This is a genomic window from Pseudomonas sp. 2957, from assembly GCF_031456345.1.
Taxonomy (GTDB): Bacteria; Pseudomonadota; Gammaproteobacteria; order Pseudomonadales; family Pseudomonadaceae; genus Aquipseudomonas; species Aquipseudomonas siliginis.
The window spans coordinates 170,126-192,484 of sequence record NZ_JAVDUL010000003.1 but is presented as its reverse complement, the minus strand read 5'-3'; the positions used below and the strand labels follow the sequence as shown (position 1 = coordinate 192,484).

The window sequence follows — 22,359 nt, the reverse complement described above, 5'->3', positions numbered from 1 at the left end:
GCCTTGCCTTGAACGAGAACCCCACCTAGTCTCGTCATAGCGAATTCGCCCGGAAGGCGAGCGGGCAGTGCTCATGCAAGGAATCTCATGAAGCAAAAGCAGACTCTGGGAACACCACGGTTGTTGGGTATCGTCTGGCCCTTTATTGCTGTCGTGGTGTTCCAGGCATTACTGGGGGGCGTGAGCCTTTACGTGCTTTCGGCCGTGCGAGGCTACGTCGCTGGCGAAAGCCTGTGGTCCAAGGGCCAGAAAGACGCCATCTATTACCTGAACCTCTACGCCGACAGCCGCGACGAGGCGATCTACCGCAAATATCTGACGGCGATTGCCGTGCCCCAGGGCGGGCACCAATTGCGCCTGGCACTGGATCGTCAGCCGCCTGATCTGCAAGCGGCGCGCGAGGGCATTCTCAAGGGCGGTAATCATCCGGACGATGTCTCCAGCGTCATCTGGCTGTACCTCAATTTCCGCCACTACAGTTATCTGGAAACCGCGATCGATCGCTGGACGATTGGCGATGCCTATCTCGACCGATTGCACGAAGTCGCGCAGGAGATGCACCAGGGCATTGCGCAGAACCAGGCCAGCCCGGGCGATGTGCAGCGCTGGAAGTTACAGATCTTCGCCATCAACGATGCAGTCACCCCAGCGGCCAGGGCTTTCAGCGATGCCTTGGGCGAAGGCTCGCGGGTGATCATGCGCCTGCTGTTGTTCACCAACCTGGCCACCGCGCTGGGTCTGATCGCGCTGGCGCTGTGGCGCACGCACAAACTGCTCAGGCAACGGCATGAATTTGCCCAGGCGCTGCAACTGGAGAAGGATCGCGCGCACATCACCTTGCAATCGATTGGCGATGGCGTGATCACCACCGACGTCAACGGCGCGATCGATTACATGAACCCCGCCGCCGAGGCCATGACGCACTGGAAGGCCGAGCAGGCGGCGGGGCTGCCGTTGTCGGCGCTGTTCAACCTGCTCGACGATAACGCCCAGACCGAAGGGCTGACGTTGATCGAGCACATTCTCAGTGGTCAGCTCAGCGGCGGCAGCGAACATTCCAAGCTGATCCAGCGGCTGGACGGCAGCACCCTGTCGGTGACCCTGGTCGGAGCGCCGATCCGCAATGCCGGCAACGTCAGCGGCACAGTGCTGGTGCTGCACGACATGACTCAGGAGCGGCAATACATCGCCAACCTGTCCTGGCAGGCGACCCACGATGCGCTGACCGGGCTGGCCAACCGCCGCGAATTCGAATATCGCCTCGAACAGGCCTTGCACAACCTGACACGCCAGCCCGGCCGGCATGCACTGATGTTCCTCGATCTGGACCAGTTCAAACTGGTCAACGACACCTGCGGGCACGCGGCGGGCGATGAACTGCTGCGGCATATCTGCACGCTGTTGCAATCAGACTTGCGCGAGGGCGATACCCTGGCGCGACTGGGCGGCGATGAATTCGGGATTTTGCTTGAGAACTGCCCGCCGGACATCGCGGAGAAGATTGCCGAAAGCCTGCGTCAGACCGTGCAGAATCTGCATTTTGTCTGGAAAGGACGGCCGTTCCTGACCACCGTCAGTATTGGCCTGGTACATGTCGCACAGAATCCGACCACCCTGGAAGCCTCCCTGCGTGCGGCGGACATGGCTTGCTACATGGCCAAGGAAAAGGGCCGCAACCGCGTGCAGGTCTATCATGCGGACGACTCCGAACTGTCCATGCGCTTCGGTGAAATGGCTTGGGTGCAACGGCTGCACATGGCGCTGGAAGAAAACCGCTTTTGCCTTTATGCCCAGCAGATCGCGCCGCTCAAGCCGCAACCCGGCCAGGCCGGACACATCGAAATTCTCCTGCGCCTGCATGATGAATCCGGACGAATGATTTTGCCTGACAGCTTTATTCCGGCGGCGGAGCGTTATGGTTTGATGACCCAGTTAGATCGCTGGGTAGTTCAAAACGTTTTCAAGGTTATTGCCCAGTGTATTGAACAGGAACATGAACTTCCTTTGGCAATGTGTGCGATTAATCTGTCAGGCATTACTATAGGAGATGACGCGTTTTTGCACTTCCTGCGGGAACAGTTTGTTAACTACGCTATACCGCCTGAAATGATTTGTTTTGAAATTACCGAAACCAGTGCAATTGCAAATCTTGGCAGTGCAATTCGTTTTATCAATGAACTCAAAGGCTTAGGTTGTCACTTTTCTCTGGATGACTTTTGTGCCGGAATGTCTTCATTCGCTTACTTGAAACATTTGCCTGTAGACTTCCTGAAGATCGACGGGAGTTTCGTAAAGGATATGCTGGACGACCCGATTAATCGGGCAATGGTCGAAGTGATCAATCACATCGGTCATGTTATGGGTAAGCAGACAATTGCCGAGTTTGTTGAAACTAACCAGATCGAACAGGCGTTGCTTGAAATAGGTGTGGATTACGCTCAGGGGTATGTCATCGAGCGTCCGCAGTTGTTTACCTGTGACAGTTTGCAAAGTCGTCCTGCCAGACCGCAGCCGTTGTTGTTCAAAGCGCCTGGCACGTTCCGTTGAAGTCTCTCGCCGATCCTTGCCATCACAACTCAAAAGGAGCCGAACAGTGATCGACACATTCAACCGAACCGGACCCCTCATGGAAGCTGCAAGTTATCCTGCCTGGGCGCAACAGCTCATCAAGGATTGCAGCGAGAGCAAGCGCCGGGTTGTCGAACATGAACTTTATCAGCGCATGCGCGACAACAGACTCAGCGCGAAAACCATGCGCCAGTACCTGATCGGTGGCTGGCCGGTGGTCGAGCAGTTTGCCTTGTACATGGCGCAGAACCTCACCAAGACCCGCTTTGCCCGCCATCCCGGCGAAGACATGGCGCGGCGCTGGCTGATGCGCAACATCCGCGTCGAACTCAATCACGCCGACTACTGGATGCACTGGAGTCGCGCCCATGGCGTCAGTCTCGAAGATCTCCAGGCCCAGCAAGTGCCGCCGGAGCTGCATGCTCTGAGTCACTGGTGCTGGCACACCAGCTCGGCGGATTCGCTGATCGTGGCGATTGCCGCGACCAATTATGCGATCGAGGGGGCGACCGGGGAGTGGTCAGCGGTGGTCTGCTCGACCGGGGTCTACGCCGCGGCGTTTCCGGAAGAAGATCGCAAGCGCGCGATGAAGTGGTTGAAGATGCATGCCCAGTACGACGATGCCCATCCGTGGGAAGCGCTGGAAATCATCTGCACCCTGGCCGGCATGAACCCGAGCAAGGCGTTGCAGGCCGAGCTGCGGCAGGCGATCTGCAAGAGTTATGACTACATGTACCTGTTTCTGGAGCGGTGCATGCAGCTTGAAACTTCGGAACGCTTGCTGGTCAACCGCGAGCGCCGGACCGTAGCCGAAAGCTGATCGAACTGTGGGAGCGAGCCTGCTCGCGATAGCGGTGGGTCATGCAACGAATCGTTGTCTGACACTCCCTCTTCGCGAGCAGGCTCGCTCCGACAATGATTTTTAGCCGGCCATCGCCAGCCGGTTCCGCCCCTCGCGCTTTGCGACATATAACGCGCTGTCGGCGCGGCGCAATAAGCTGTCTGCAGACTCGCCCGGCAACAACGTCGAGCAACCCAGGCTCACGGTGATCTCGATCAACTGGCCATCGGCAAAATATTCCTCTGACTGCGTCGCCTGGCGCAAACGCTCGCCGACCATCGCCGCTGCTTCGCGACCGGTGTTGGACAGCAGGATCAGAAACTCTTCGCCGCCATAACGGAACACCATGTCGACGTTGCGCAGTTGCGCCTTGATCGACGCGGCAATGGCTCTGAGCACGTCATCACCGGCGCCATGCCCGTGGTCATCATTGACCCGTTTGAAGTGGTCGATATCGAGCATCAGTACCGACAGCGGCTGCGCATGGCGGCGCGACATGTCGATCTCGCGCTGCAAGGTCTGCTCCATGGCTACCCGGTTACCAGCACCGGTCAACGGGTCGCGCAAGGCGCTCTGGGTCGCGGCGCGATAGAGCAGGGCGTTGCGCATCGGGTACAGCAGACAGGACAGTAGCGACTCGAGGTCGCCCTGTTCCTTGTCGTTGAAACGCTGATTGCGGCGGAAGACCAGTTCGCCCATGTGCTCGCCTTCGTGGCTCAGGGTGTAGCTGACCGAGTGGTGGCCGCGCGCGCCGAACTCCAGGCGCAAGTCGCTGGCCTGATGCACATAGCTCAGCGCGTCCAGTGGCACCAGGCGTTGGATTTCGCGGAAGAACAGGCCAAGGATGCGCTGTGGCTCAAGGCTGGTTTGCAGTTGCAGGCTCATTTGCTGACGCAATTGCGCCAGGCTGGTCGGGCGCTCGATCAGCGCCGGTAGTTGACCGAAGCCCAGGCGCTGCAATTTGGCACTGTCAAAGTCAATTGCATGGGTCTGGGAAGGAGATTTCATATGGCGTGAGCCCCTAAGCAGTAAGTCTGTCTTACAGGCTGGGTGAGAGCGGCTATGGGCTGCGCGTCGTACTGATCCATCAGTCCCGTAGGACGTTTGGCGTAAGTTTAGTCTGCCGCAAGACGATCAGTCAGCTATCGAAATCGGCGTTTGCCCCATGGCCATCACACGGCATGTTTTGAGGGAATTTAGAGCGAAAGGCGTGCCATTCGGTTCGATTTTATTTAAAGCTTTTCGAATCAATGACTTGCTGGCGAATGCCAAGCAGCCGCGCTGGGTTTTTGGCGGCTGTGTGACGGTTATGAGCGGCAATGGCTTGCCGCGACAGCATTCTGCCGCGGCAACAAATGCGACGTATGGCGTTATTGGGCGTTGAACGCCTGGCCATTAACGCCTGCGCTGTCGGGGCCCATCAGGTACAGATACACAGGCATGATCTCTTCCGGTGTCGGGTTGTTCAGCGGATTTTCCCCCGGATACGCCTGCGCGCGCATGCTGGTGCGCGTGCCGCCCGGGTTGATGCTGTTGGAGCGTACCGGCGCAACGCCTTCCACTTCATCGGCCAGGGTTTGCATCAGGCCCTCGGTGGCAAATTTCGACACACCGTAGGCGCCCCAGTATGCGCGACCCTTGCGCCCGACGCTGCTGGAGGTGAACACCACCGAAGCATCCTGGGACAGCTTGAGCAACGGCAGCAGGGTGCTGGTCAGCATGAACATCGCGTTGACGTTGACCTGCATGACGCGCATGAAGTTTTCGCCGGACAGTTGCTCGATCGGCGTGCGCGGGCCGATGATCGAAGCGTTGTGCAGCAGGCCGTCGAGGTGGCCGAACTCGGTTTCGATCATCGCCGCCAGCTCATCGTACTGATGGGGCAGGGCGGTCTCGAGGTTGAACGGGATCACCGCTGGTTGCGGATGACCGGCAGCCTCGATTTCGTCGTAGACCTCGGTCAGATTGGCTTCGGTCTTGCCCAGCAGCAGCACAGTGGCGCCGTGTGCGGCATAGGTCTTCGCCGCAGCCGCGCCGATGCCACGGCCGGCACCGGTGACCAGAATGACCCGATCCTTGAGCAATTCAGGGCGAGCGGTGTAATCAAACATAAAAACCTCATAGTCCATTTCATGAAGACCTGCTTCACCCAGTGGCGAGGGGATTTATCCCCGTTCGGCGGCGAAGCCGTCGCGAAACCTGTGTGTCACATCGCCTGGATAAAAGCGGGGGCCGCTTCGCAGCCCAGCGGGGATAAATCCCCTCGCCACACAGGGAATTTGCAACAGTCAGGTCAGCAGCTGCACAGCGCGCTGTCGAGCACCTTGCGCAACTCCAGCGGGTGATCTACCACAACGTCCGCGCCCCAGTGCCGTGGGTTGTCGTCCGGGTGGATATAGCCGTAAGTCACCGCAGCGGTCTTGGTCCCGGCATCGCGGCCCGATTCGATATCGCGCAGATCATCGCCGATAAACAGCACGGTCGACGGATCCAGATCAAGCATTTTGCAGGCGAGGATCAGCGGCTCCGGATCCGGCTTGCTGTTCTTCACATGATCCGGGCAGATCAGCAGCGCCGAACGCTCGGCCAGCCCCAGACGCTGCATGATCGGCTCGGCGAAACGCAACGGTTTGTTGGTGACCACGCCCCAGATCAGGTTGGCCTTTTCGATGTCAGCGAGCAGTTCGCCCATGCCGTCGAACAGCTTGCTGTGCACTGCGCAGCCGACCAGATAGCGCTCGAGAAACTCCAGACGCAGCTCCTCAAAGCCCGGCGATTCCGGATCCATCGAGAACGTCACCGCGACCATGGCCTTGGCGCCGCCGGAAATCTCGTCGCGGATATGCTTGTCGTTGATCGGCGGCAGACCGCGATCGACGCGCATCGCCTGGCAGATGGCGATGAAGTCCGGCGCGGTGTCGAGCAGGGTGCCGTCCATGTCGAAAAGTACCGCTCTGATGGCCATCGGCTTATTCCTCGCGCAGGGTCTGGATCATGTAGTTGACGTCAACGTCGTTGGCCAGCTTGTAGTGCTTGGTCAGCGGGTTGTAGGTCAGGCCGATGATGTCCTTGACGGTCAGGCCAGCCATGCGGCTCCACGCGCCGAGCTCGGAGGGGCGGATGAATTTCTTGAAGTCGTGGGTGCCGCGCGGCAGCAGCTTCATGATGTATTCGGCGCCGATGATCGCGAACAGATACGCCTTCGGGTTGCGGTTGATGGTCGAGAAGAACACCTGGCCGCCCGGCTTGACCATGCGGAAACAGGCGCGGATTACCGACGATGGATCCGGCACGTGCTCGAGCATTTCCAGGCAGGTGACCACGTCGAACTGCTCGGGCATTTCGTCGGCGAGGGCTTCGGCGGTGATCTGCCGGTACTCGACGCTGACCCCGGATTCCAGCTGATGCAGTTGTGCGACCGCCAGTGGCGCTTCGCCCATGTCGATGCCCATTACGGTGGCGCCGCGCTGGGCCATGGCTTCGCTGAGGATGCCGCCGCCGCAACCGACGTCGAGGACTTTCTTGCCGGCCAGATTGACTCGTTCGTCGATCCAGTTGACCCGCAGCGGGTTGATGTCGTGCAGCGGCTTGAATTCGCTTTCACGGTCCCACCAGCGATGGGCAAGGGCCTCGAATTTGGCGATTTCGGCGTGGTCGACGTTGCTCATGTTAAATCCTCTAAAACTTGAAAAAGGCTGTAGCCGCGGATAATGCGCCGCGGTGTTTACGATTCGGTGTGGCCGCTGATGCGCTGGCCCCAGTGGCGGGCGGTCTCGCCCAGCTGTTGTTCGTCCATGCGGGTCAGGCGCCGGTCGTCGAGCAGTTGCTTGCCGGCAACCCACAGGTGTTTCACGCAATCACGCCCGGTCGCATAGATCAGCTGCGACACCGGGTCATACACCGGTTGCTGCGCCAGGCCGGACAGGTCGAAAGCGACGATGTCTGCGGCTTTGCCGATCTCCAGCGAGCCGACCTGCGCCTCGATCCCCAGCGCACGGGCGCCATTGAGGGTGGCCATGCGCAAGGCGCGATGAGCGTCCAGCGCGGTGGCAGAGCCGGCGACGGCTTTGGCCAGCAGGGCGGCGGTGCGGGTTTCGCCGAGCAGGTCCAGATCATTGTTGCTCGCCGCGCCATCGGTGCCGACGGCAACGTTCACCCCAGCCTGCCACAAACGTTCGACCGGGCAGAAGCCGCTGGCCAGTTTGAGGTTGGATTCCGGGCAGTGGATCACGCTGCTGTTGCTTTCTACCAGCAGCGCGAGGTCTTCATCGCTGATCTGGGTCATGTGCACCGCCTGGAAACGCGGGCCGAGCAGGCCAAGGCGACCCAGGCGCGCCAGTGGCCGTTCGCCGGTCTGCTCGACGGCCTGCTGCACTTCGAATGCGGTTTCATGCACATGCATATGGATCGAAGCGTCCAGCTCCTCGGCGATCACCCTGATTTTCTCCAGGTTCTCATCACCGACGGTGTAGGGTGCGTGAGGGCCGAAAGTAATCTTGATGCGTTCGTGATGCTTGAGATCCCCGAACAATTCGACGCCCTGACGAATGGCTTCGTCGGCACTGCTGGCGCCGGGGATCGGGAAATCGAGGATCGGAATGGCGATCTGCGCGCGGATACCGCTGTTGTGTACGCGCTCGCTGGCGACCTTCGGGAAGAAATACATGTCAGAGAAGCAGGTGATGCCGCCCTTGATCTGCTCGGCGATGGCCAGATCGGTGCCGTCGCGGACGAAATCCTCATCGACCCATTTGCCTTCGGCCGGCCAGATGTGGTTTTCCAGCCAGGTCATCAGCGGCAGATCGTCAGCCAGGCCACGGAACAGTGTCATCGCCGCGTGGCCGTGGGCATTGATCAGTCCCGGCGCCAACAGAACATCCGGCAGTTCACGGATTTCTGTCGCGTTACACTTCAACGCTTCGGCGCGCGGGCCGATAAACACGATGCAACCGTCACGGATGCCCAGGCCGTGCTCCTTGAGCACCACGCCTGCAGGTTCGACGGGGACCAGCCAGGTCGGCAGCAATAACAGGTCGAGCGCAATGGCAGGTTTCGGCATCGAGGGTCGGTTCCAGTGCTTTTGTAAAGGATGGCGAAGTATACCCGAGCGTCTTCGCGGGGGGATCGCTATAATCGGCGGCTTTTGTTCATGAGTGCGGGGTGTGGGATGCGCGATCGACTGTTGGCTGCGGAGAAAGTGAAGGCCATCGATTGGCGTGATGGCGCGCTGCACCTGCTGGATCAGCGTATTTTGCCGTTCGAGGAAACCTGGATCGCCTACACCAGCGCCGCCGGCGTGGCCGAGGCGATTCGCTCGATGGTCGTGCGTGGCGCGCCGGCTATTGGCATCAGTGCGGCCTATGGCATCGTCCTCGCGGCGCGGGCGCGGATTGCCGAGGGCGGCGACTGGTACGCGGCGCTGGAAGAGGATTTCGCGCTGTTGGCAGATTCGCGTCCGACCGCGGTCAATCTGTTCTGGGCGCTGGGCCGCATGCACGATCGCCTGGATCGCCTGAAAAGCAACGCCGATCCGCTGGCGGCGCTGGAAGCCGAAGCTATCGCCATTCATGAAAGCGACCGCGAGGCCAACCTGACCATGGCGCAGCTTGGTGTCGATCTGATTCGCAAGCATCAGGGCAACGCTCAAGCCATCCTGACCCACTGCAACACCGGCGCGCTGGCCACCGGCGGGTTCGGTACTGCGCTGGGGGTGATCCGCGCTGCTTATATAGAAGGCATGGTCGAGCGTGTTTACGCCGACGAAACCCGGCCGTGGCTGCAAGGCTCGCGCCTGACCGCGTGGGAACTGGCCAACGAAGGCATCCCGGTGACCCTGAACGCCGACTCCGCCGCCGCGCACATCATGAAAACCAAAGGCGTGACCTGGGTGATCGTCGGCGCCGACCGCATCACCGCCAATGGCGACGTGGCGAACAAGATCGGCACCTATCAACTGGCGGTCAACGCCATGCACCACGGCGTGCGCTTCATGGTGGTGGCGCCGAGTTCGACCATCGACATGAACCTCGCCAGCGGCGATGACATCCCGATCGAAGAGCGTGATGGCGCCGAACTGCTCGAAGTTGGCGGTAAACGCGTCGGTGCCGATGTTGAAGCGTTCAACCCGGTGTTTGATGTCACTCCGGCGGATCTGATCGATGCGATCGTCACCGAGAAAGGCATCGTCGAGCGCCCGGACACCGCGAAAATGGCCCTGCTGATGTGTCGCAAGCGCCTGCATTGACAGGCTTTGGTGTTGTGTTGAGCCATTCGCGAGCAGGCTCGCTCCCACAGGTTTTGTGAACGCCACTGGCCTGTGTGGGAGCGAGCCTGCTCGCGAAGAGGTCGGTAATGTCAATAAACATCGCTAATTCAGACCCCGATTTCACATTCAACCAAGCTCTGAGCCTCTCTCGTCCCCCTCAAGCCTGTCATCGGTCAACTAACTATGCTCCATGCGCATCTGGGGGATAGGTGCGTGGCGGCCTTTGTGATAACATCCGGCGTTTTCCGAGGCGGCTCCACGGAGCTGTCTTTACTGCGCAAATCCGCGATCCAATGTTGATTTGTCGTAAGTCGGCGCATGGCACTCGGCCGGCCCCGACGAGCTTCGTTGCTCCCACATGGATATGACGAAGTTTCACCAGAAAAAGGAATCAGGCTTCTCATGGGCGAACTGGCCAAAGAAATCCTCCCGGTCAATATCGAAGACGAGCTGAAACAGTCCTACCTCGACTACGCAATGAGCGTGATCGTCGGCCGTGCACTGCCGGATGCGCGCGATGGCCTCAAGCCCGTGCACCGTCGCGTACTGTTCGCGATGAGCGAGCTGGGCAACGACTACAACAAGCCGTACAAGAAATCTGCCCGTGTCGTCGGCGACGTGATCGGTAAGTATCACCCGCACGGTGACACTGCCGTATACGACACCATCGTTCGTATGGCCCAGCCTTTCTCCCTGCGCTACCTGCTGGTCGACGGCCAGGGCAACTTCGGGTCGGTCGACGGCGACAACGCTGCGGCCATGCGATACACCGAAGTGCGCATGACCAAGCTGGCGCACGAGCTGCTGGCTGACCTGCACAAGGAAACCGTAGACTGGGTGCCGAACTACGACGGCACCGAACTGATCCCGGCGGTCATGCCGACCCGCGTACCGAACCTGCTGGTCAACGGTTCCAGCGGTATCGCCGTGGGCATGGCGACCAACATTCCGCCGCACAACCTCGGTGAAGTCATCGACGGTTGCCTGGCCCTCATCGACAATCCCGAGCTGACCGTCGATGAGCTGATGCAATACATTCCCGGTCCGGACTTCCCGACGGCCGCGATCATCAACGGTCGTGCCGGCATCATCGAAGCCTACCGCACCGGTCGCGGGCGCATTTACATGCGTGCCCGCTCGATCATCGAAGACATCGACAAGGTCGGTGGCCGTCAGCAGATCGTCATCACCGAGCTGCCTTACCAGCTGAACAAGGCGCGTCTTATCGAGAAGATCGCCGAGCTGGTCAAAGAGAAGAAGCTCGAGGGCATCACCGAGCTGCGCGACGAGTCCGACAAGGACGGTATGCGTGTCGTGATCGAACTGCGTCGCGGCGAAGTGCCTGAGGTGATCCTCAACAACCTCTACGCCCAGACCCAGCTGCAATCGGTGTTCGGTATCAACATCGTCGCGCTGATCGACGGCCGCCCACGCATCCTCAACCTCAAGGATCTGCTGGAAGCCTTCGTCCGTCACCGTCGCGAAGTGGTCACCCGTCGTACCGTGTTCGAACTGCGCAAGGCGCGCGAGCGTGGGCACATTCTCGAAGGTCAGGCTGTTGCGCTGTCGAACATCGATCCGGTAATCGCCCTGATCAAGGCTTCGCCAACGCCGTCGGAAGCCAAGGAAGCGCTGATCAGCACGCCTTGGGAATCCTCGGCTGTGGTGGCGATGGTTGAACGTGCCGGTGCCGATTCGTGCCGTCCGGAAAATCTCGATCCGCAATACGGTCTGCGCGAAGGCAAGTACTTCCTCTCGCCAGAACAGGCGCAAGCCATTCTCGAACTGCGCCTGCACCGTCTGACCGGTCTGGAGCATGAGAAGCTGCTGGCCGAGTATCAAGAGATTCTCAATCAGATCGGCGAGCTGATCCGCATCCTCAACAGTGCCGTGCGCCTGATGGAAGTGATCCGCGAAGAGCTGGAAGTGATCCGCGCCGAATACGGCGACGTGCGTCGCACCGAAATTCTCGATGCCCGTCTCGACCTGACCCTGGGTGACATGATCCCGGAAGAAGAGCGCGTCGTGACCATTTCCCACGGTGGCTACGCCAAGACCCAGCCGCTGGCTGCGTACCAGGCTCAGCGTCGTGGCGGCAAAGGCAAATCGGCTACGGGTGTCAAGGACGAGGACTACATCGCTCACCTGCTGGTTGCCAACAGCCACACCACGCTGCTGCTGTTCTCCAGCAAGGGCAAGGTGTACTGGCTCAAGACCTACGAGATTCCGGAAGCATCCCGCGCGGCCCGTGGTCGTCCGCTGGTCAACCTGTTGCCGCTGGATGACGGTGAATACATCACCACCATGCTGCCGGTCGAGGAATACACCGAAGGTCACTACATCTTCATGGCCACCGCCAACGGCACCGTGAAGAAGACCCCGCTGGAATCCTTCAGCCGTCAGCGCAGCGTCGGTCTGATCGCGCTGGAGCTGGACGAAGGCGACGTGCTGATCTCTGCAGCTATCACCGATGGCGAGCGCGAAGTGATGCTGTTCTCCGACGGCGGCAAGGTCACCCGTTTCAAAGAGTCCGACGTGCGTGCCATGGGCCGCACCGCTCGCGGCGTACGCGGCATGCGTCTGCCGGAAGGGCAGAAGCTGATTTCCATGCTGATCCCAGAAGAAGGCAGCCAGATCCTCACCGCTTCCGAGCGTGGTTATGGCAAGCGCACCGCGATCACCGAGTTCCCTGAGTACAAGCGTGGCGGTCAGGGCGTGATCGCCATGGTCAGCAACGAGCGTAACGGCCGTCTGGTCGGCGCGGTACAGGTGCTCGACGGCGAAGAAATCATGCTGATCTCCGATCAGGGCACCCTGGTGCGTACCCGTGTCGGCGAAGTGTCGAGCCTGGGCCGTAATACTCAGGGCGTGACGCTGATCAAGCTGGCCAAGGATGAAACCCTGGTCGGCCTGGAACGGGTTCAGGAGCCTTCGGAAATCGAAGGCGAAGAGCTCGAAGGTGAAGAGGGCGAGGAAATCGCAGGCACCGTCGGTATCGACGAGGCCGCAGACGACCAGCAACTCGACGCCGCAGCAGACGAAGAACCGCAGGAATAAGCGGACAAACGAGGGGGCGGATGAGAATTCGCCCCCTTGTTATTTGTCCGGTATGAATTTTCGACATCATGGAGATCCCCTGTGGGAGCGAGCCTGCTCGCGAAAGCAGGCGCTGCGGTACCTCTGAAGCACCGCGGTGATGCATTCGCGAGCAGGCTCGCTCCCACAGGGCCATGTTGATCGGTAGTGTGATTTATTGCGTGATACCACCAAATCAGAGCGAGATTGGATGTGAGCAAGCGAGCCTATAACTTCTGCGCCGGTCCGGCGGCGCTGCCTGAAGCTGTCCTGCAGCGCGCCCAGGGTGAACTCCTTGATTGGCACGGCAAGGGTCTGTCGGTCATGGAAATGAGCCATCGCAGCGATGAGTTCGTGTCCATTGCCACCCAGGCTGAGCAGGATCTGCGTGACCTGCTGAATATCCCGTCGAACTACAAAGTGCTGTTTCTGCAGGGCGGCGCCAGCCAGCAGTTCGCGCAGATCCCGCTGAACCTGTTGCCTGAAGGCGGCTCGGCCGACTACATCGACACCGGTATCTGGTCGCAGAAAGCCATCGAAGAAGCCTCGCGCTATGGCCACGTCAACGTTGCTGCCACTGCCAAGCCTTACGACTATTTCGCCATCCCCGGCCAGAACGAGTGGAACCTGTCGAAAGACGCCGCTTACGTTCACTACGCGCCGAACGAAACCATCGGCGGCCTGGAATTCCAGTGGATCCCGCAAACCGGTGACGTGCCGCTGGTCGCCGACATGTCTTCCGACATCCTCTCGCGCCCGGTCGATATTTCGCGATTCGGCATGATCTACGCCGGCGCGCAGAAGAACATCGGCCCGAGCGGCATCGTCGTCAACATCATTCGCGAAGACTTGCTCGGCAAGGCCCGCTCGCTGTGCCCGACTATGCTCAACTACAAGGTCGCGGCCGATAACGGCTCGATGTACAACACCCCGCCGACCCTAGCCTGGTACTTGTCCGGCCTGGTATTCCAGTGGCTGAAAGAGCAGGGCGGCGTCGAAGCGATCGCCAAACTCAACGACGTCAAGCAGCGCACGCTGTACGACTTCATCGATGCCAGCGGCCTCTACAGCAACCCGATCAACAAGTCGGATCGCTCGTGGATGAACGTGCCGTTCCGTCTGGCTGACGATCGTCTGGACAAGCCGTTCCTCGCTGGTGCCGACGAGCGCGGCCTGCTCAATCTCAAGGGCCACCGCTCGGTGGGTGGCATGCGCGCCTCCATCTACAACGCCGTCGACATCACCGCGGTCAACGCGCTGGTAGCGTACATGGCGGAATTCGAGAAGGAACACGGCTGATGTCCGAGCAAGAACTCAAGGCACTGCGCGTTCGCATCGACGCTCTGGACACCAAAGTTCTGGAGCTGATCAGTGAGCGTGCGCGTTGCGCCCAGGAAGTCGCCCGCGTGAAGATGGCCTCGCTGGCCGAAGGCGAAGTGCCGGTGTTCTATCGTCCTGAGCGCGAAGCTCAGGTGCTCAAACGGGTGATGGAGCGCAACCAGGGGCCGCTGGGCAACGAAGAGATGGCGCGGTTGTTCCGCGAAATCATGTCGTCGTGCCTGGCGCTGGAGCAGCCACTGAAAGTGGCGTATCTCGGCCCTGAAGGTACGTTCACCCAAGCGGCAGCGATGAAACACTTCGGCCACGCTGTGATCAGCAAGCCGATGGCGGCAATCGACGAAGTGTTCCGCGAAGTCGCCGCCGGTGCGGTGAATTTCGGCGTGGTGCCGGTGGAAAACTCCACCGAAGGCGCGGTCAACCATACGCTGGACAGCTTCCTCGAGCACGACATGGTGATCTGTGGCGAAGTCGAGCTGCGCATCCACCATCATCTGCTGGTCGGCGAAAACACCAAGACCGACAGCATCAGTCGCATCTATTCCCACGCGCAGTCGCTGGCCCAGTGCCGCAAGTGGCTGGACGCGCATTACCCGAATGTCGAACGCGTCGCGGTGTCGAGCAACGCCGAAGCGGCCAAACGGGTCAAGGGTGAGTGGAATTCGGCAGCGATCGCTGGCGACATGGCGGCAGGGCTGTATGGCCTGACGCGTCTGGCCGAGAAGATCGAAGATCGCCCGGACAACTCGACCCGCTTCCTGATGATCGGTAACCAGGAAGTGCCGCCGACCGGCGACGACAAGACCTCGATCATCGTGTCGATGAGCAACAAGCCCGGCGCGCTCCATGAGCTGCTGGTGCCGTTCCACGACAATGGCATCGACCTGACCCGCATCGAAACCCGTCCGTCGCGCAGCGGCAAATGGACCTACGTGTTCTTCATTGACTTTGTCGGCCACCACCGTGATCCGTTGATCAAAGGTGTGCTGGAAAAGATCAGTCAGGAAGCAGTAGCACTCAAAGTGCTGGGTTCCTACCCGAAAGCAGTTCTCTAAGGGGCGGTAGCAAATGAGTGGCAACTTCCTCGCTCTGGCACAGCCGGGCGTGCAACAACTTTCGCCGTACGTTCCGGGCAAGCCTGTGGACGAACTGGCGCGCGAGCTGGATCTGGATCCGGCAAAAATCGTCAAACTGGCGAGCAACGAAAACCCATTGGGCGCCAGCCCGAAGGCATTGGCGGCGATCCGCGAAGAGCTGGCCGAGCTGACCCGCTACCCGGACGGCAATGGTTTCGCCCTGAAGTCTCTGCTTGCCGAGCAGTGCCGTGTCGAGCTGAATCAGGTCACGCTGGGCAACGGCTCCAACGACATTCTTGAGCTGGTCGCCCGTGCCTATCTGGCGCCGGGCCTGAACGCGGTATTCAGCGAACATGCATTCGCTGTGTATCCGATTGCTACCCAAGCTGTCGGTGCGCAGGCCAAAGTCGTTCCAGCCAAAGACTGGGGCCATGACCTGCCGGCGATGCTTGCGGCCATCGATGCCAACACCCGCGTGGTGTTCATCGCCAACCCGAACAACCCGACCGGTACCTGGTTCGGCGCCGAAGCGCTGGACGAATTCCTGCAGGACGTTCCCGAGCATGTGCTGGTAGTCCTCGACGAGGCTTACATCGAGTACGCCGAAGGCAGCGATTTGCCGGACGGTCTCGACTTCCTCGCGGCGTACCCGAACCTGCTGGTGTCGCGCACCTTCTCCAAGGCCTATGGTCTGGCCGCGCTGCGCGTCGGTTATGGCTTGTCGACGCCTGTGGTGGCAGACGTGCTGAACCGCGTTCGCCAGCCGTTCAATGTCAACAGCCTCGCCTTGGCGGCGGCGTGTGCGGCGCTGAAAGACGAGGAATATCTGGCGCAAAGCCGTCAGCTCAACGAAGCCGGCATGCAGCAGTTGCAGGCGGGTTTCCGTGAGCTGGGACTGAGCTGGATCGAGTCCAAAGGCAACTTCATCTGTGTCGATCTCGGCCAGGTCGCGGCGCCGATTTTCCAGGGCTTGCTGCGCGAAGGCGTGATCGTGCGTCCGGTGGCCAATTACGGCATGCCGGACCACCTGCGGGTGACCATTGGTCTGCCGGCGGAAAACAGCCGTTTCCTCGAGGCGCTGCGCAAGGTTCTGGCTCGTGGTTGATGTCACTGCGCTGCAACCTGTTGCACCTATGATCGGTCGCCTTGTGGTGGTCGGTCTGGGGTTGATCGGTGGTTCGTTTGCCAAGGGTTTGCGTGAAAGCGGCCTGTGCCGTGAGGTGGTCGGTGTTGATCTCGACCCGCAATCGCGCAAGCTCGCGGTCGAATTGGGTGTGGTTGATCGCTGCGAAGACGATTTGGCGGCGGCTTGCGTCGGTGCCGATGTGATTCAGCTGGCGGTGCCGATTCTGGCCATGGAAAAGCTGCTCGCGCGTCTGGCTGTCATGGATCTGGGGCAGGCGATTCTTACGGATGTCGGCAGCGCCAAAGGCAACGTGGTGCGCGCGGCGACCGAGGCGTTCGGCGGCATGCCGGCGCGCTTCGTCCCGGGGCACCCGATTGCCGGTTCCGAGCAGAGCGGGGTGGAAGCCTCGAATGCCGAGCTGTTCCGCCGGCACAAGGTAATCCTGACGCCGCTCGAGCGGACCGATCCTGCCGCACTGGCGCTGGTCGATCGCCTCTGGCGTGAACTGGGTGCCGATGTCGAGCACATGCAGGTCGAGCGTCACGACGAAGTGCTGGCCGCGACCAGCCATCTGCCGCACCTGCTGGCCTTCGGTCTGGTCGATTCGTTGGCCAAGCGCAATGAAAATCTGGAGATCTTCCGTTACGCTGCCGGTGGTTTTCGCGATTTCACAAGAATCGCCGGAAGCGACCCGGTGATGTGGCACGACATCTTCCTCGCCAACCGCGAGGCTGTCCTGCGCACACTCGATACATTTCGCAGCGACCTCGACGCCTTGCGCGACGCGGTCGATGCAGGGGATGGGCACCAATTGTTGGGCGTTTTCACGCGCGCCCGGGTTGCCCGCGAGCATTTCAGTAAAATCCTGGCCCGCAGGGCCTATGTGGACGCTATGAATTCCAACGATCTGATCTTCCTGGCTCAACCTGGTGGCCGCCTGTCCGGTCGGATTCGCGTACCGGGTGACAAATCGATTTCCCACCGTTCGATCATGCTCGGCTCGCTGGCCGAAGGCGTCACCGAAGTCGAAGGCTTCCTTGAGGGCGAAGACGCCCTGGCGACCTTGCAGGCATTCCGCGACATGGGCGTGGTCATCGAAGGCCCGCACCACGGCCGCGTTACCATCCACGGTGTCGGCCTGCACGGCCTGAAACCTGCGCCGGGCCCGATCTATCTGGGCAACTCTGGCACCTCGATGCGTCTGCTCTCTGGCCTGCTGGCGGCGCAGAACTTCGACAGCACCTTGACCGGCGACGCTTCGCTGTCCAAGCGTCCGATGAATCGCGTGGCTAATCCTTTGCGAGAAATGGGCGCCGTGATCGAAACCGCTGCCGAAGGTCGTCCACCGATGACCATTCGCGGTGGCCATAAGCTCAAGGGCCTGACCTACACCATGCCGATGGCGAGTGCCCAGGTGAAATCCTGCCTGCTGCTTGCCGGTCTCTATGCTGAAGGCAAGACCACGGTGACCGAGCCAGCACCGACCCGCGATCACACCGAACGCATGCTGCGTGGCTTCGGCTACCCGGTCAGCGTCGACGGCGCCACGGCTTCGGTCGAGTCCGGCGGCAAGCTCACCGCGACTCACATCGAAGTGCCGGGCGATATCTCTTCGTCGGCGTTCTTCCTGGTCGCGGCCTCGATCGCCGAGGGCTCCGAGCTGGTGCTCGAGCACGTCGGCATCAACCCGACCCGTACTGGTGTGATCGATATCCTGCGTCTGATGGGTGCCGATATCACTCTGGAAAACCAGCGTGAAGTGGGCGGCGAGCCAGTGGCTGACTTGCGCGTGCGGGCAGCTAAACTCAAAGGTATCGAGATTCCGGAGGAACTGGTGCCGCTGGCCATCGACGAATTCCCGGTCCTGTTCATCGCTGCTGCATGCGCCGAAGGGCGGACCGTGCTGACCGGCGCCGAAGAGCTGCGAGTCAAGGAATCCGACCGGATTCAGGTCATGGCGGACGGCTTGCTGGCGCTGGGCGTCAAGTGCGAACCGACCCCGGACGGCATCATCATCGACGGCGGCCAGATCGGCGGCGGTGAAGTGCACGGTCACGGCGACCACCGTATCGCCATGGCCTTCAGCGTTGCCTCGTTGCGCGCTACCGCACCGATCCGCATCCATGATTGCGCCAACGTCGCGACCTCGTTCCCCAACTTCCTCGCGCTGTGCGGGCAAGTCGGCATTCGTGTGGCACAAGAGGCACAGTCGTGAAAAACATTGCACCGGTCATCACCATCGATGGGCCAAGCGGCTCCGGCAAAGGCACGGTCGCCGGGATTCTGGCCAAGCGTCTGGGCTGGAACCTGCTGGATTCCGGTGCGCTTTATCGCTTGCTCGCGTTTGCTGCGCATAACCATGGCGTCGACCTGACCAATGAAGAGCTGCTGAAGACATTGGCCGCTCATCTGGATGTGCAGTTCATCGCCGCGACCGAAGGTCAGCTGCAGCGGATCATTCTCGAAGGCGACGAAGTCAGCGATGTCATTCGCACCGAAAGCGTCGGTTCCGGGGCCTCGCAAGTGGCTGCGCTGCCCGCCGTACGCGAGGCGCTGCTGCAGCGCCAGCGTGCGTTTCAGGAAGCGCCGGGTCTGGTGGCGGACGGTCGCGACATGGGCACGGTGGTATTTCCGGATGCACCGCTGAAGATTTTCCTCACCGCCAGTGCCGAGGAGCGGGCGCGCCGTCGATATTTGCAGTTGAAGGGCAAAGTCGAGGGTGTTAGTCTGTCGAGTCTGCTAGATGAGATCCGTGCACGCGATGAGCGTGACACCCAGCGCGCAGTAGCCCCGCTCAAGCCGGCGGCCGACGCGATTCAGCTGGATTCAACGGAGCTTTCCATCGATCAGGTGCTTGAACGCATCATGAGCGAGATCGCCATTCGCGATATCGCCGGGTGACCAAGAAGGCCGCAGGGGACCAGTCATAGTCCTGCGGTGCTTCTTTTAAATGAAACTAACCCACACCGTCTGGGGTGTGGAGATGGGCGTTTACTTCGCCCTCATCTACAGGAATTAAAATGAGCGAAAGCTTTGCGGAACTCTTTGAAGAAAGCCTGAAAACCCTGAACCTTCAGGCAGGCTCCATCATCACCGGTGTTATCGTTGATATCGATTACCAGGCTCGCTGGGTAACCGTTCACGCTGGTCTGAAGTCTGAAGCACTCATCCCGCTTGAGCAGTTCTACAACGATGCTGGCGAACTGAACATCAACGTTGGTGATGAAGTTCACGTTGCTCTGGATTCGGTTGAAGACGGCTTTGGCGAAACCAAGCTGTCCCGTGAAAAAGCCAAGCGCGCTGAATGCTGGATCGTTCTGGAAGCAGCCTTCGCAGCCGAGGAAGTGGTCAAGGGCGTTATCAACGGTAAGGTTAAAGGCGGCTTCACTGTCGACGTTAACGGCATCCGTGCGTTCCTGCCAGGTTCCCTGGTTGACGTCCGTCCAGTGCGCGACACCACGCACCTGGAAGGCAAAGAGCTGGAATTCAAGGTCATCAAGCTGGACCAGAAGCGCAACAACGTTGTCGTTTCCCGTCGCAGCGTCCTCGAAGCCGAGAACTCCGCCGAGCGTGAAGCTCTGCTGGAATCCCTGCAGGAAGGCCAGCAAGTCAAAGGTATCGTCAAAAACCTCACCGATTACGGCGCATTCGTCGATCTGGGTGGCGTGGACGGCCTGCTGCACATCACCGACATGGCCTGGAAGCGCATCAAGCATCCTTCCGAGATCGTCAACGTTGGTGACGAAATCGACGTCAAGGTTCTGAAATACGATCGCGAACGCAACCGTGTTTCCCTGGGCCTGAAGCAACTGGGCGAAGATCCATGGGTTGCTATCAAAGCCCGTTACCCAGAAGGCACTCGCGTTACCGCTCGTGTAACCAACCTGACCGACTACGGCTGCTTCGCTGAGCTGGAAGAAGGCGTTGAAGGTCTGGTACACGTTTCGGAAATGGACTGGACCAACAAGAACATCCACCCTTCGAAAGTCGTACAAGTCGGCGACGAAGTGGAAGTCATGGTTCTGGACATCGACGAAGAGCGTCGTCGTATCTCCCTGGGCATCAAGCAGTGCAAGTCGAACCCATGGGAAGACTTCTCTGGCCAGTTCAACAAGGGCGACAAGATCTCCGGCACCATCAAGTCGATCACCGATTTCGGTATCTTCATTGGTCTGGACGGCGGCATCGACGGTCTGGTTCACCTGTCCGACATCTCCTGGAACGAAGTGGGCGAAGAAGCCGTACGTCGTTTCAAGAAGGGCGACGAGCTGGACACCGTCATCCTGTCGGTTGACCCAGAGCGCGAGCGCATCTCCCTGGGCATCAAGCAACTGGAAAGCGATCCGTTCTCCGAGTACGTCTCGGTTAACGACAAGGGCGCTATCGTGACCGGTACCGTGAAAGAAGTTGACGCCAAAGGCGCCATCATCGTTCTGGCCGACGACATCGAAGCTACCCTGAAAGCCTCCGAAATCAGCCGTGACCGCGTTGAAGACGCGCGCAACGTTCTGAAAGAAGGCCAGGAAGTTGAAGCCAAGATCATCAGCGTTGATCGCAAGAGCCGCGTAATCCAGCTCTCGATCAAGTCGAAAGACGACGCTGAAGAGAAAGAAGCCATCCAGAGCCTGAAAGCAGCTCCGGAAGGCGAAGCAGCTGACACCACTATGGCGGCACTGCTGCGTCAAGCAATGGCCAAACAGAACTGAGTTCTGCTTGATCATTAAAAAGGGCGACTTCGGTCGCCCTTTTTTGTGCCTGCAATTTGGTCTTTGTACGTGCGTGCATGAAACCATTGGCTTCCCCTGCGGGTCTGTTTCTTTAATCGGATCAATCGCCTATTCGCGACTAAGCTTGATCTTGAGTATTAGTCGTCAGGCTTGCCTGGCATAAGGAAGTGGATGAACAAGTTATTTGTTGTTGCGGTGGTCTTGGCGCTGGCAGGTTGCACCACCAGCGCGAAAACCCATGCGGTGCGCGGCGTCAGTGGTATCGAGGTCGATTGCTCAGGGTTGGGTTCCGGTTGGGAAAGGTGCCAGAAGCGTGCAGCGAAGGAGTGCAAAGGTAAGGGCTACAAGGTCATCACCCGCTCTGATGATGCGAAAGATGAGGATGAATACCCGTTTGGCTTCAATCCCGCAGGCTTTGTAACCCGGACCATGCTGGTGATGTGTCGTTAGGTGAGCAGCGATCCGACTCGCCACTGGAGTGCCCTGAAAATGGGCGTTTTGACCCCGGGAAAGATATGTCAATCCCTGGGCTGTTCAAATTCTTCCGGGCATGCTAAAACCTTTCAAGCGCTGATCTAGCTGCTTGAAAAAGAAGGGAAAAATATGACGAAGTCGGAGTTGATCGAACGAATTGTCACCCATCAAGGGCTACTCTCATCCAAGGATGTGGAGCTGGCCATCAAGACCATGCTTGAACAAATGTCTCAGTGCCTCGCCACCGGTGATCGTATCGAGATCCGTGGATTTGGCAGCTTCTCCCTGCACTATCGCGCACCGCGCGTCGGCCGCAACCCGAAAACCGGCCAGTCGGTAAGTCTGGACGGTAAATTCGTTCCGCATTTCAAGCCGGGCAAGGAATTGCGTGACCGCGTGAACGAAGAAGAGGAGGAGGGGGTTTGACAGTGATGACCTTTCAAGGAGCTAGTCATGCGTAACCTCAAGCGCATACTTCTTGGCGTTTTTCTTCTTTTGCTGGTGTTGGTGATTCTTGCGTTTGTTCTCGAGAACCAACAATCGGTGTCGTTATTGTTTTTAGGTTTGTCCGGGCCTCAATTGCCGGTCTCACTGCTAGTGGTTTTGGCGTTGCTCATCGGCATGTTGATTGGGCCGATACTTGGCTGGTTTCTGGGGCGCTCGTCCAGAGCAGGGCGCAAACGTCTTGTCTAAAAAAGACAGGTGCAGGGCATCTGTCGAAATTGCCTCTTTGCCTGTCTTTATCCATTAGTAAAACGTTCGTTAAGCTGTAAAATATAGCCCTTGTTCGACAGTGCCTTGGTTGCGCGTTCGATTCAGACTGACTCTGACGGAAGCCTCGGATTTGATGGGTTCTGCATTCATGGATT

The 22,359-nt window shown here is 59.7% G+C and carries 19 protein-coding genes; 14 read left to right on the top strand and 5 right to left on the bottom strand.

The genetic code is table 11. The features are described 5' to 3' along the window. Nucleotides 1-87: 87 nt before the first annotated feature. Together J2Y39_RS11300 and J2Y39_RS11295 are read left to right on the top strand one after the other, a co-directional pair. Nucleotides 88-2,547: an EAL domain-containing protein gene (locus J2Y39_RS11300; RefSeq protein ID WP_041478266.1), complete on the top strand. Its 2,460-nt coding sequence runs from the start codon at nt 88-90 to the stop codon at nt 2,545-2,547. Between the two features lie 79 nt (nt 2,548-2,626). Then, nucleotides 2,627-3,388 carry a TenA family transcriptional regulator gene (locus tag J2Y39_RS11295; RefSeq protein ID WP_406226932.1) on the top strand — a complete coding sequence of 254 codons (762 nt, stop codon included), beginning with the start codon at nt 2,627-2,629 and terminating at the stop codon, nt 3,386-3,388. A 102-nt stretch (nt 3,389-3,490) separates the two neighbouring features. On the opposite strand, the gene J2Y39_RS11290 is transcribed toward J2Y39_RS11295, so the two are convergent. Then, a complete protein-coding gene (locus J2Y39_RS11290; RefSeq protein WP_310217601.1) occupies nt 3,491-4,417 on the bottom strand; it encodes a GGDEF domain-containing protein in 927 nt (308 codons plus the stop codon). A 157-nt stretch (nt 4,418-4,574) separates the two neighbouring features. Here J2Y39_RS11290 and J2Y39_RS11285 point away from each other — a divergent pair, with 157 nt between their 5' ends. Beyond that, a complete protein-coding gene (locus tag J2Y39_RS11285) occupies nt 4,575-4,793 on the top strand; it encodes a hypothetical protein (protein WP_156388199.1) in 219 nt (72 codons plus the stop codon). Here the strand turns inward: J2Y39_RS11285 and J2Y39_RS11280 are convergent. From J2Y39_RS11280 to J2Y39_RS11265, 4 genes are all read right to left on the bottom strand, one after another. Next, nucleotides 4,780-5,520, bottom strand: a complete 741-nt coding sequence (locus J2Y39_RS11280) for a YciK family oxidoreductase (protein ID WP_024013876.1) — start codon at nt 5,518-5,520, stop codon at nt 4,780-4,782. The two genes, J2Y39_RS11285 and J2Y39_RS11280, sit on opposite strands and share 14 nt — an antisense overlap. A gap of 182 nt (nt 5,521-5,702) precedes the next feature. Continuing rightward, nucleotides 5,703-6,374 (bottom strand): N-acetylmuramic acid 6-phosphate phosphatase MupP, encoded by a 672-nt coding sequence (gene mupP, locus J2Y39_RS11275; protein ID WP_056788340.1) that lies wholly within the window; start codon nt 6,372-6,374, stop codon nt 5,703-5,705. A gap of 4 nt (nt 6,375-6,378) precedes the next feature. Further along, nucleotides 6,379-7,077: a bifunctional 2-polyprenyl-6-hydroxyphenol methylase/3-demethylubiquinol 3-O-methyltransferase UbiG gene (gene ubiG, locus J2Y39_RS11270; protein WP_024013875.1), complete on the bottom strand. Its 699-nt coding sequence runs from the start codon at nt 7,075-7,077 to the stop codon at nt 6,379-6,381. Nucleotides 7,078-7,133: 56 nt separating this feature from the next. Continuing rightward, on the bottom strand, nt 7,134-8,468 hold the full coding sequence (locus J2Y39_RS11265; protein ID WP_252884653.1) for a TRZ/ATZ family hydrolase: 1,335 nt from the start codon (nt 8,466-8,468) through the stop codon (nt 7,134-7,136). Nucleotides 8,469-8,576: 108 nt separating this feature from the next. Between J2Y39_RS11265 and mtnA the strand changes: the two genes are divergently transcribed. The 11 genes from mtnA to J2Y39_RS11210 all read left to right on the top strand — a co-directional run bounded on the left by mtnA (nt 8,577) and on the right by J2Y39_RS11210 (nt 22,183). Further along, on the top strand, nt 8,577-9,653 hold the full coding sequence (gene mtnA, locus J2Y39_RS11260; RefSeq protein ID WP_056788343.1) for an S-methyl-5-thioribose-1-phosphate isomerase: 1,077 nt from the start codon (nt 8,577-8,579) through the stop codon (nt 9,651-9,653). A 423-nt stretch (nt 9,654-10,076) separates the two neighbouring features. Further along, entirely contained in the window at nt 10,077-12,731 is a 2,655-nt protein-coding gene (gyrA, locus tag J2Y39_RS11255; RefSeq protein ID WP_095182243.1) for a DNA gyrase subunit A, read from the top strand. A 231-nt stretch (nt 12,732-12,962) separates the two neighbouring features. Continuing rightward, nucleotides 12,963-14,048, top strand: a complete 1,086-nt coding sequence (gene serC, locus J2Y39_RS11250; protein ID WP_038860448.1) for a 3-phosphoserine/phosphohydroxythreonine transaminase — start codon at nt 12,963-12,965, stop codon at nt 14,046-14,048. Then, nucleotides 14,048-15,142: a prephenate dehydratase gene (gene pheA, locus J2Y39_RS11245; RefSeq protein ID WP_016770924.1), complete on the top strand. Its 1,095-nt coding sequence runs from the start codon at nt 14,048-14,050 to the stop codon at nt 15,140-15,142. Before serC ends, pheA begins: the two co-directional genes overlap by 1 nt. 13 nt (nt 15,143-15,155) lie before the next feature. After that, on the top strand, nt 15,156-16,268 hold the full coding sequence (gene hisC / locus J2Y39_RS11240) for a histidinol-phosphate transaminase (RefSeq protein ID WP_310217594.1): 1,113 nt from the start codon (nt 15,156-15,158) through the stop codon (nt 16,266-16,268). A gap of 28 nt (nt 16,269-16,296) precedes the next feature. After that, nucleotides 16,297-18,504 carry a bifunctional prephenate dehydrogenase/3-phosphoshikimate 1-carboxyvinyltransferase gene (locus J2Y39_RS11235; protein ID WP_310217591.1) on the top strand — a complete coding sequence of 736 codons (2,208 nt, stop codon included), beginning with the start codon at nt 16,297-16,299 and terminating at the stop codon, nt 18,502-18,504. Next, nucleotides 18,501-19,190 (top strand): (d)CMP kinase, encoded by a 690-nt coding sequence (gene cmk, locus J2Y39_RS11230; RefSeq protein WP_024013869.1) that lies wholly within the window; start codon nt 18,501-18,503, stop codon nt 19,188-19,190. The genes J2Y39_RS11235 and cmk overlap by 4 nt, the downstream gene beginning before the upstream one ends. Nucleotides 19,191-19,309: 119 nt before the next feature. Then, nucleotides 19,310-20,995 carry a 30S ribosomal protein S1 gene (rpsA, locus tag J2Y39_RS11225; RefSeq protein WP_016770920.1) on the top strand — a complete coding sequence of 562 codons (1,686 nt, stop codon included), beginning with the start codon at nt 19,310-19,312 and terminating at the stop codon, nt 20,993-20,995. A gap of 192 nt (nt 20,996-21,187) precedes the next feature. Then, entirely contained in the window at nt 21,188-21,466 is a 279-nt protein-coding gene (locus J2Y39_RS11220) for a hypothetical protein (RefSeq protein WP_236168429.1), read from the top strand. Nucleotides 21,467-21,619: 153 nt separating this feature from the next. Beyond that, nucleotides 21,620-21,916, top strand: coding sequence for an integration host factor subunit beta (ihfB, locus tag J2Y39_RS11215; protein WP_003189779.1), 297 nt, complete (start codon nt 21,620-21,622; stop codon nt 21,914-21,916). A gap of 27 nt (nt 21,917-21,943) precedes the next feature. Beyond that, nucleotides 21,944-22,183, top strand: coding sequence for a lipopolysaccharide assembly protein LapA domain-containing protein (locus tag J2Y39_RS11210; protein WP_236168430.1), 240 nt, complete (start codon nt 21,944-21,946; stop codon nt 22,181-22,183). Nucleotides 22,184-22,359 lie beyond the last annotated feature (176 nt).

Coding starts and splice junctions, on each gene's coding strand:
- J2Y39_RS11300 (WP_041478266.1), top strand. CDS start 88: ATGAAGCAAAAGCAGACTCTGGGAACACCACGGTTGTTGGGTATCGTC.
- J2Y39_RS11295 (WP_406226932.1), top strand. CDS start 2,627: ATGGAAGCTGCAAGTTATCCTGCCTGGGCGCAACAGCTCATCAAGGAT.
- J2Y39_RS11290 (WP_310217601.1), bottom strand. CDS start 4,417: ATGAAATCTCCTTCCCAGACCCATGCAATTGACTTTGACAGTGCCAAA.
- J2Y39_RS11285 (WP_156388199.1), top strand. CDS start 4,575: ATGGCCATCACACGGCATGTTTTGAGGGAATTTAGAGCGAAAGGCGTG.
- J2Y39_RS11280 (WP_024013876.1), bottom strand. CDS start 5,520: ATGTTTGATTACACCGCTCGCCCTGAATTGCTCAAGGATCGGGTCATT.
- mupP (WP_056788340.1), bottom strand. CDS start 6,374: ATGGCCATCAGAGCGGTACTTTTCGACATGGACGGCACCCTGCTCGAC.
- ubiG (WP_024013875.1), bottom strand. CDS start 7,077: ATGAGCAACGTCGACCACGCCGAAATCGCCAAATTCGAGGCCCTTGCC.
- J2Y39_RS11265 (WP_252884653.1), bottom strand. CDS start 8,468: ATGCCGAAACCTGCCATTGCGCTCGACCTGTTATTGCTGCCGACCTGG.
- mtnA (WP_056788343.1), top strand. CDS start 8,577: ATGCGCGATCGACTGTTGGCTGCGGAGAAAGTGAAGGCCATCGATTGG.
- gyrA (WP_095182243.1), top strand. CDS start 10,077: ATGGGCGAACTGGCCAAAGAAATCCTCCCGGTCAATATCGAAGACGAG.
- pheA (WP_016770924.1), top strand. CDS start 14,048: ATGTCCGAGCAAGAACTCAAGGCACTGCGCGTTCGCATCGACGCTCTG.
- hisC (WP_310217594.1), top strand. CDS start 15,156: ATGAGTGGCAACTTCCTCGCTCTGGCACAGCCGGGCGTGCAACAACTT.
- J2Y39_RS11235 (WP_310217591.1), top strand. CDS start 16,297: ATGATCGGTCGCCTTGTGGTGGTCGGTCTGGGGTTGATCGGTGGTTCG.
- rpsA (WP_016770920.1), top strand. CDS start 19,310: ATGAGCGAAAGCTTTGCGGAACTCTTTGAAGAAAGCCTGAAAACCCTG.
- J2Y39_RS11220 (WP_236168429.1), top strand. CDS start 21,188: ATGAACAAGTTATTTGTTGTTGCGGTGGTCTTGGCGCTGGCAGGTTGC.
- ihfB (WP_003189779.1), top strand. CDS start 21,620: ATGACGAAGTCGGAGTTGATCGAACGAATTGTCACCCATCAAGGGCTA.
- J2Y39_RS11210 (WP_236168430.1), top strand. CDS start 21,944: ATGCGTAACCTCAAGCGCATACTTCTTGGCGTTTTTCTTCTTTTGCTG.